7 protein-coding genes are annotated in these 7943 nt (G+C 65.6%); 5 read left to right on the forward strand and 2 right to left on the reverse strand.

The genetic code is table 11. The features are described 5' to 3' along the window. Positions 1–174: 174 nt before the first annotated feature. Positions 175–642 (reverse strand): EVE domain-containing protein, encoded by a 468-nt coding sequence (locus tag Q7T26_03065; protein MDO8531137.1) that lies wholly within the window; start codon positions 640–642, stop codon positions 175–177. Positions 643–1070: 428 nt separating this feature from the next. On the opposite strand from Q7T26_03065, the gene ilvB reads away from it, so the two are divergent. From ilvB to Q7T26_03090, 5 genes are all read left to right on the forward strand, one after another. Continuing rightward, positions 1071–2807 carry a biosynthetic-type acetolactate synthase large subunit gene (gene ilvB / locus Q7T26_03070; protein MDO8531138.1) on the forward strand — a complete coding sequence of 579 codons (1737 nt, stop codon included), beginning with the start codon at positions 1071–1073 and terminating at the stop codon, positions 2805–2807. 2 nt (positions 2808–2809) lie between these two features. Further along, positions 2810–3382 carry an acetolactate synthase small subunit gene (ilvN, locus tag Q7T26_03075; protein ID MDO8531139.1) on the forward strand — a complete coding sequence of 191 codons (573 nt, stop codon included), beginning with the start codon at positions 2810–2812 and terminating at the stop codon, positions 3380–3382. Between the two features lie 19 nt (positions 3383–3401). Further along, on the forward strand, positions 3402–4415 hold the full coding sequence (gene ilvC, locus Q7T26_03080) for a ketol-acid reductoisomerase (protein MDO8531140.1): 1014 nt from the start codon (positions 3402–3404) through the stop codon (positions 4413–4415). A 224-nt stretch (positions 4416–4639) separates the two neighbouring features. Then, positions 4640–6247, forward strand: a complete 1608-nt coding sequence (locus Q7T26_03085) for a 2-isopropylmalate synthase (GenBank protein ID MDO8531141.1) — start codon at positions 4640–4642, stop codon at positions 6245–6247. A gap of 96 nt (positions 6248–6343) precedes the next feature. Further along, the gene (locus tag Q7T26_03090; protein ID MDO8531142.1) at positions 6344–6856 is read left to right on the forward strand and encodes a hypothetical protein; all 513 of its coding nucleotides are present in this window, start codon (positions 6344–6346) and stop codon (positions 6854–6856) included. A gap of 133 nt (positions 6857–6989) precedes the next feature. Here Q7T26_03090 and Q7T26_03095 read toward each other — a convergent pair. Continuing rightward, positions 6990–7943, reverse strand: a 954-nt coding sequence (locus tag Q7T26_03095; protein MDO8531143.1) for a CaiB/BaiF CoA-transferase family protein, incomplete at its 5' end; no start/stop codon positions are given.

Here is a 7943-nt window from a genome sequence, read left to right on the forward strand (position 1 = left end):
TGTCCGCCGTGTCGAAGAAGTTGCAGCCCATCTCGACCGCGCGCAGAATGGAGCGGAGCGATGCCGTGTCGTCCGTCGGCCCGTACGAGTTGCCGTGGCGATTGCCTGCGATGGCCCACCCGCCGAAGCCGACCTCCGAGACGCGCAGGCCCGTGCGGCCCAGCGTGCGGTACTTCATGGGCGGCGTCCCGCCGGCTGCTTCACAACGGCGCGCATCGCCGACTCCAGCGCCGCGAAGTCGCCCTCCGGGATGATGTGGACGTTGCCCTGGAACGCGAGGCGCCAGTGCGCGGGCGGCCACTTCTGGACGTAGGCCAGCTTTGTGGCCCAATCCGCCGCGGGCAGGAAGTCCTTCTCGTCGAGCAGCACGTCCGGCGTGACCTTAAAGCGCCAGGGATAGTCCTCGCCCTTCTTCTCGCTCGTCCAGACGGGCGTGTGCTCCTCCCAGTAGGTGGACGTGATCGTGGCCGTCCCCGCGAAGGCCTGCACGCCTGTGACGTAGAGCATGACCCGGTCGCCGGGGCGCATCTTCTCCGCCTTGGCGCGGTGGCGGCTTTTCACGCCCTGCACGGTGAAGCCCATCTCGCGGCTCTTGCGGAAGTTGCCTGGCGTCCCGACGAGCAGCCAGTAAGTGGTCGCCATCTCGCCCTCCCTCGCGGCCCTGGAACACGATGCCGCGGATGCCATTATAAAGAGCGCGGCCACCTATCCGCCAGCGCGCCGTCGCTCAAATCCTGCTTGACAAATGCTTAACGGACTGTTACGATGTGCGGTAATTCGCTTTTTGGACAGCTACGACGGGGAGTAGTAGAGGCGTCCGGAGCCTCCAGAGAGCCGGGGCAAGGTGGAATCCCGGCGGCGAAGGCCCTTGAACTCGCCCCTGAGCCGTACGGTCGAAGGCTCCGCGCAGGCGGGGCGGTAGGCCAGACCGGGTGCGCCCGCTACAGCGCCAGAGTGGTCCTTCCGCGCAAGGACAACAAGGGTGGTACCGCGGGCCTATACAACCCGTCCCTGCAGGGGCGGGTTTTTTTGTCTCCCCGGCGGACGCGGAGACACGGGAGGAACAGGCTATGGCCAACAGGAAGAAGATGACCGGCGCTCAGATGGTGTGCGAGAGCCTCCTGCGCGAAGGCGTGGAGGTCATGTTCGGCTACCCGGGCGGCGCCATCCTGCCCTTCTACCAGACGCTGCCCCAGTACCCGAAGCTGCGCCACATCCTTGTACGCCACGAGCAGGGCGCGGGCCACGCCGCTGACGGGTACTCGCGCGCCACGGGGCGTGTCGGCGTCGCCGTCGCCACGTCCGGGCCGGGCGCCACCAACCTCACCACCGCGCTCGCCACCGCCCAGATGGACTCGTCCCCCATGATCGCCATCACCGGCCAGGTGCCGCGGTCGGCCATCGGCAAGGACGCCTTCCAGGAGACGGACGTCACCGGCGTCTCCATGCCTGTCACCAAGCACAACTATCTGGTGATGGAGACCCGCGACATCCCGCGCATCATGAAAGAGGCCTTTTACATCGCGCGGACCGGCAGGCCCGGCCCCGTGCTCATTGACATACCCAAGGATGTGCAACAGGAGGAAGCCGAGTTCGAGTACCCGGACGGGGTGGACTTGCCCGGTTTCAGGCCCGTCCTGGACGGCCACCCTGCCCAGATCAAGAAGGCCGCCGGCCTGATTGACGAGGCGCAGCGCCCGCTCATCATAGCGGGGCACGGCGTCATCATCTCCCGCGCATACGCGGAGCTCCTGGACCTGGCGGAAAAGACCGGCATTCCGGTCATCACCACCCTCCTGGGCATCAGCGGCTTCCCCGGCGACCATCCGCTGCACATGGGCATGCCCGGCATGCACGGCCTGGCCTGGAACAACCTCGCCATTGACGAGGCGGATGTGATCGTCGCCATCGGCATGCGCTTCGACGACCGGGTGACGGGCAAGGTCAGCACATTCGCGCCGCGGGCCAAGATCGTCCACATTGACATTGACCCCGCGGAGATCGGCAAAAACGTGAAGGCCCACGTGCCCATCGTCGGCGACGTCAAGCGGGTACTCACGCAGCTCAACCAGCACGTGACCGCCCGGCACGACCATCCCGACCGCAAGGAGTGGCGTCGGCGCGTAGACAAGATGAAGAAGGAGCACCCCTCCCTGCGCATCAGGGATGCGAAGGGCCTGCTGCCCCAGTACGTGTGCAGCGCCCTCTCAGAGGTCACGCACGGCGACTCCATCATCGTGACCGGCGTGGGCCAGCACCAGATGTGGGCGGCCCAGCACTACGTCTTCCGCGACCAGGGCACGTTCATCAGCTCCGGCGGCCTGGGCACCATGGGCTTTGAGATACCCGCGGCCATGGGCGCCCAGGTGGGCAGACCGGACAAGACCGTCTGGTCCGTGGCGGGGGACGGCGGCTTCCAGATGACCTTGCCCGAGCTGGGCACCATAGCGCAGGAGAAGATACCAGTCAAGTTCGCCATCCTCAACAACAGTTTCCTGGGCATGGTCCGGCAGTGGCAGGAGATATTCTACCAGCGGCAATACGTGGCCACTCCGCTGTTCAGTCCAGACTTCATGAAGCTGGCGGAGGCCTACGGTATGATGGGCCTGCGGGTGAAGGACAAGGCGGGCGTGGGCCCGGCCATACACCAGGCCATGAAACACGACGGCCCTGTCATCGTGGAGTTCGTCGTGGTTGAAGAGGAGAGCGTGTACCCCATGATTCCTCCGGGGCTATCGGTCAATGAGATGATAGAGGAGCCGGAGAAAATGGTCGCCATGCAGGACTCGAAGGAAGCGTCGTCGTAGCCATGACAAACGCAAGCGGAACCACCAAGCAGACCATTGTCGCGCTGGTCGCCGACCGGCCGGGCGTCCTCAACCGCATCGCCAGCATGTTCCGTCGCCGGAACTTCAACATCGAAAGCCTGGCGGTGGGGCATAGCGAGCAGCCGGACCTCTCGCGCATGACCTTCGTGGTAAATACCGCGCCGGGGAGCGCGGAGCAGGTCACGAAGCAACTGCGCAAGCTCATTGATGTGGTCAAGGTATCGGACATCACCGACGAGCCGATGGTGGCCCGGGAAATGGCCCTCATCAAGGTAAAGGCCACGCCCACGACCCGGAGCGAGATTATCCAGTTCGTGGAGATCTTCCGTGCGGACATCGTGGACGTGTCGCCGGACAGCCTGGTCATCGAGATTACGGGCGACGAGGACAAGATTGACGCACTAGTACGCCTGATGCGCCCGTTCGGCCTCAAGGAGATCATGCGGACGGGTCGCGTGGCCATGCCGCGGGGGTCGGCGAGCGCGGACGCCGAGGACCAAGACGAGGAGTTGCGCTACCGCGCCAACGGCGGGAAGCCCGACGGTGAAAAGTAAGCCGGGAGAGAGAAACCACATGGCGACGATCTATTATGACAAGGATGCTGACCTGAGCTTGCTGAAGAGCAAGACAATCGGCATCATCGGCTACGGAAGCCAGGGACACGCCCACGCCCAGAACCTGAAGGACAGCGGCTGCAACGTTGTCGTCGGCCTGTACCAGGGGAGCAAAAGCTGGGACAAGGTCAAGCAGGACGGCCTGAAGGTGGACACGGTGGCCAACGTGGCGAAGGCCGCGGACACCATCATGATGCTGATCCCGGACACCATGCAGCGGGACGTGTACGAGAAGGAGATCAAGCCGGGGCTGACGGCGGGCAAGACCCTCATGTTCGCCCACGGCTTCAACATCCACTTCAAGCAGATTGTCCCGCCGGCGAATGTGGACGTCAGCATGATCGCCCCCAAGGCGCCGGGCCACCGCATGCGCGAGGTGTTCAAGGAAGGCTCGGGCGTGCCCGCGCTGGTCGCGGTGCACCAGGACGTCTCCGGCAAGGCCAGGCAGAACGCCCTGGCCTACGCCAAGGGCGTGGGCAGCACCCGCGCCGGCGTGCTTGAGACCACATTCAAGGAAGAGACCGAGACCGACCTTTTCGGCGAGCAGACGGTCCTGTGCGGCGGCGTCTCCTCGCTGGTCAAGACCGCCTTTGAGACCCTGGTCAAGGCGGGCTACCAGCCGGAGGTCGCCTACTTTGAGTGCATGCACGAGCTCAAGCTCATCGTGGACCTGATGTATCAGGGCGGCCTGAACTACATGCGCTACTCCGTGAGCGACACCGCGGAGTACGGCGACTACACGCGCGGCCCGCGCGTCATTGACGAGCATGTGCGCGCGTCCATGCAGAAGATTCTCGGCGAGATTCAGAACGGCACCTTCGCCAAGGAGTGGATGAACGAGTGGCGCGAGGGCGCGACGAAGTTCCACGCCATGCGGGACGCGGAGAAGAAGCAACAGATAGAACAAGTGGGCGAGAAGCTGCGCTCCATGATGCCCTGGCTGGAGAAGCCAAAGGCGAGAGGGTCGTACTAGCTCGCGTCATCGTTAATGGCCCTGAAGGCAAAAGGCTATGTGGTCACATAATGCATATCCCCTTGGTCTAGGCGTCGGTGGCCTGCTCGCCCTTAGGCGGGGGTCGGGCGCCGTCCTTCCACGGAAGGACGCGCTCACCCGGGCAGGTTCGTCCTGCCGCGCACCTCGCCACAGCGCACACGGTCCCGTATAGCGGGGCCGCGGAAAAAGGGAGGAGTAAGACCATGACACGCAAGACGGAGACCAAGGTCATTGACGGACAGCCCCGGGAGCGGGTTCTGATATTCGACACCACGCTGCGGGACGGCGAGCAGGCCGCAGGGGCCATGCTCACCGCCGACGACAAGCTGAACGTGGCCCAGCAGCTCGACAGGCTGGGCGTGGACATCATCGAGGCGGGGTTCCCCGCCAGTTCGCCCGGCGAGTTCGAGGCGGTGCGCCGCGTCGCCCGGCTCGTGCGCCGGCCCGTCATCGCCGCGCTGGCCCACGCCAACCGCGACGCCGTGGACAGGGCGTGGGAGGCCATCAAGGAGGCCGCGCACCCGCGCATCCACGTCTTCCTGTCCTCGTCCGACGTGCACATGATGCACCAGCTCCGCAAGGACAGGGAGACGGTCATAGAGATGGCGTGCGAGAACGTGGCCCGCGCCCGCGGCTACTGCCCGGACGTGGAGTTCTCCCCCATGGACGCCACCCGCAGCGAGCCGGAGTACGTCTTTCGCCTGCTGGAGGCGGTCATAGACGCGGGCGCCACTACCGTCAACATTCCGGACACGGTGGGTTACACCACGCCGGAGGAGTTCAGGAATCTCCTGACGGGTATCCAGAAGAACGTCAAGAACATTGACAAGGTCATCATCAGCGTTCACTGCCACAACGACCTCGGCCTCTCCACGGCGAACAGCCTGGCCGCCGTCGAGGCGGGCGCGCGGCAAGTGGAGTGCACCGTCAACGGCATCGGCGAGCGGGCGGGCAACGCCTCGCTGGAAGAGGTCGTGATGAGCCTGCACACCCGGAAAGACCACTTCAAAGTCTTCACGGGCGTTGACACAACGCAGATCTGGCGCGCGAGCCGCATGGTGAGCGACGTCACCGGCTTCGCCGTCCAGCCCAACAAGGCCATCGTGGGCAAGAACGCGTTCCGGCACGCCTCCGGCATCCATCAGGACGGCCTGCTCAAGGAGCGCACCACCTACGAAATCATGGACCCCCGATCTATCGGCCTCACGGGCAAGCTGAACCTGGTGCTGGGCAAGCTCTCCGGTCGCCACGGCTTCGTGAAGCGGCTGGAGGAGCTGGGCTACAAGCTCTCCGCGGAGGAGATGGACAAGGCCTTTGATGCCTTCAAGCGCCTGGCGGAGACCAAGAAGGAAGTCACCGACATGGACCTGGAGGCGCTGGTGGCCGAGGAGCATCGGACCGGCGTCACTCAGGCTGCCTACCAGGTTGACCTGGTGCAGGTGAGCTGCGGCACGGGCCTCGTGCCCACCGCGACGGTGCGGCTCATCGATCCGGACGGCAAGCCGCACATGGAGGTGTCCGCCGGCACCGGCCCCGTGGACGCGACGTACCGCGCCATCGGCCGCATCGTCGGCCTGCCCTCGCGCCTGGTTGAGTTCAGCGTCGGCTCCGTGACGGAGGGCATAGACGCCATCGGCGAGGTGACGGTGCGCGTGGAGAGCGAGGGGATGCTCGCGCTGGGCAAGAGCGCGAATACGGACATCATCGTGGCGAGCGCCAAAGCCTACGTGAACGCGCTGAACAAGCTGCTGGCCCAGCGCACGGACGTGACTCGTGACGAGGGGCAAGTGTCCTCGGCCAGGAGCGCGTAGAGAGGTTGAGGCGGGAGCGGAGGGCGCGACGGTATCCGCCGCGTCCTTCGTGGACACCGGCCAAACCGGGGCCTGCCTGCCCGTAACGTGATGCAAGTGACGAGTCTGAGAGATATAGCAGCGTCGCCCGCCGACTTGCTTGAGTCCGGCGAGGCCGTCAGAGACCGGGTGCCCGGAGTGCGGGAAGTGGTGGGAGAAGCGGAGGCCTGCGACGGGCGGCAGCCTCGGCGCTTTTTACTCTGGGTGACGGACCGCCGCCTGCTCTTCCTCTACGTGGACCGGGACGCGCTCCCGCCGCGCATCGGCAACGTCAGTGTTCCCTACGGCCAAATCGCGGGGGTTACCGCGGAGCGCGGCGGGAGCTTCCTGACGCTGGGTCTGGCGTCCGCCAGCGTGGCCCTGGGCCTGGGGGCCGCGGCGCTGGACACCCTGTTGACCGGCCTTCTGGGGATGGGCCTGTTCGTAGGAGGGGTTTTTGGCCTGCTGCATGTCCTCTTCCCCCCGTACAAGTTCACGCTGGCCCTGGCGGTCGGCTCCCCGTTGAGCGTGGCGGTGGCCGGACGGCACGTGCGGGCGCTCCAGGCGGCGCTGGAGGCCCACAAGAAGTAGGAGCGCATTACGCGTCAAGGTGCGCGCCTGGCCCTGGGCAAGGTCGGGCTGGCGTACGCGGAGGGCCACGACGTGAACGACAGGTAGTACTTGGTCCTGGCCCGCAAATCGTAACGTCGGTTGGCCGCACCTGTTACTTCACCACTTTTTGCTTCCGCATATCCTGTATCTCCTCGTCGGAGTAGCCCAGGATATCGTGGCATACTTGATACGTATGCTCGCCCAGATGGGGCGCAACCGTGTAAATGGCGCTGGGCGTGCCGCGGAGTCTGGGGTGCGGCGCAAGCAGAGGGAGCGCCCGCTCCCTGCCGTGGTCCAGCCGGACGATCGCCTTCCGCTCCTTCAGGTGGGGGCACGCGAGGATGTCCTCCACGCTCTGCACCCGCCCATAGGGCACGCCCCCCTCGTCCATCGCCTTTTCGACCTCGGCGATGGTGTGGACGCGCACCCAGTCCTCCAGCATCTTGTTCAGCTCGTCCACGTGCCGGTTTCGAGCGGCCCTGTCCTTGTACTCCGGGTCCTTGGGCAGCTCCGGTCTGCCCATGAGCCTGGCGACGTGGGGGAAATGGCTGTTATCGTGCGCCATGATGAAGATATAGACCCCGTCGGAGGTCAGGAACGTGCCAACCGGCGCGATGGGCAGCTTCCCACGCTTCGGCGGCATCCCGCGCGCGTAGCGGGCCAGGGAGTTCGTGATGGTGACGAGCACGCCTTCGTACAGGGATGCCTCGACGAACTGCCCGCTGCCAGTCCTCTCGCGGCCTTGCAGGGCTGCGAGCGCGCCTATCGTGGCGTACAGCCCGCCGATCATGTCCGTCAGGATACCGCCGGACAGAATCGGAGGGCCGTCGGGGTCTCCGGTCAGGCTCATAACTCCGCCCATGGCCTGGCACACGTAGTCGAACGCCGCGCGCTGGGCGTACGGCCCGGTCTGCCCGAACCCGGAGATGGACACCACGATGAGCCGCGGGTTGATCGCCTTGACCTGCTCGTAGCAGAACCCGAGCCGCTCCATCACCCCGGGCCGGAAGTTTTCGACGAGCACATCCCCCCATTTCATCAGGCGCGTCAGGACCTGCTGGCCCTC

Source organism: Dehalococcoidia bacterium (assembly GCA_030648205.1).
Classification (GTDB): domain Bacteria; phylum Chloroflexota; class Dehalococcoidia; order JAUSIH01; family JAUSIH01; genus JAUSIH01.

Bases quoted from the DNA above. Each gene is read 5' to 3' on its own strand.
- Q7T26_03065 (MDO8531137.1), bottom strand. From the start codon at position 642: ATGGCGACCACTTACTGGCTGCTCGTCGGGACGCCAGGCAACTTCCGC.
- Q7T26_03085 (MDO8531141.1), top strand. From the start codon at position 4,640: ATGACACGCAAGACGGAGACCAAGGTCATTGACGGACAGCCCCGGGAG.
- ilvB (MDO8531138.1), top strand. From the start codon at position 1,071: ATGGCCAACAGGAAGAAGATGACCGGCGCTCAGATGGTGTGCGAGAGC.
- ilvC (MDO8531140.1), top strand. From the start codon at position 3,402: ATGGCGACGATCTATTATGACAAGGATGCTGACCTGAGCTTGCTGAAG.
- ilvN (MDO8531139.1), top strand. From the start codon at position 2,810: ATGACAAACGCAAGCGGAACCACCAAGCAGACCATTGTCGCGCTGGTC.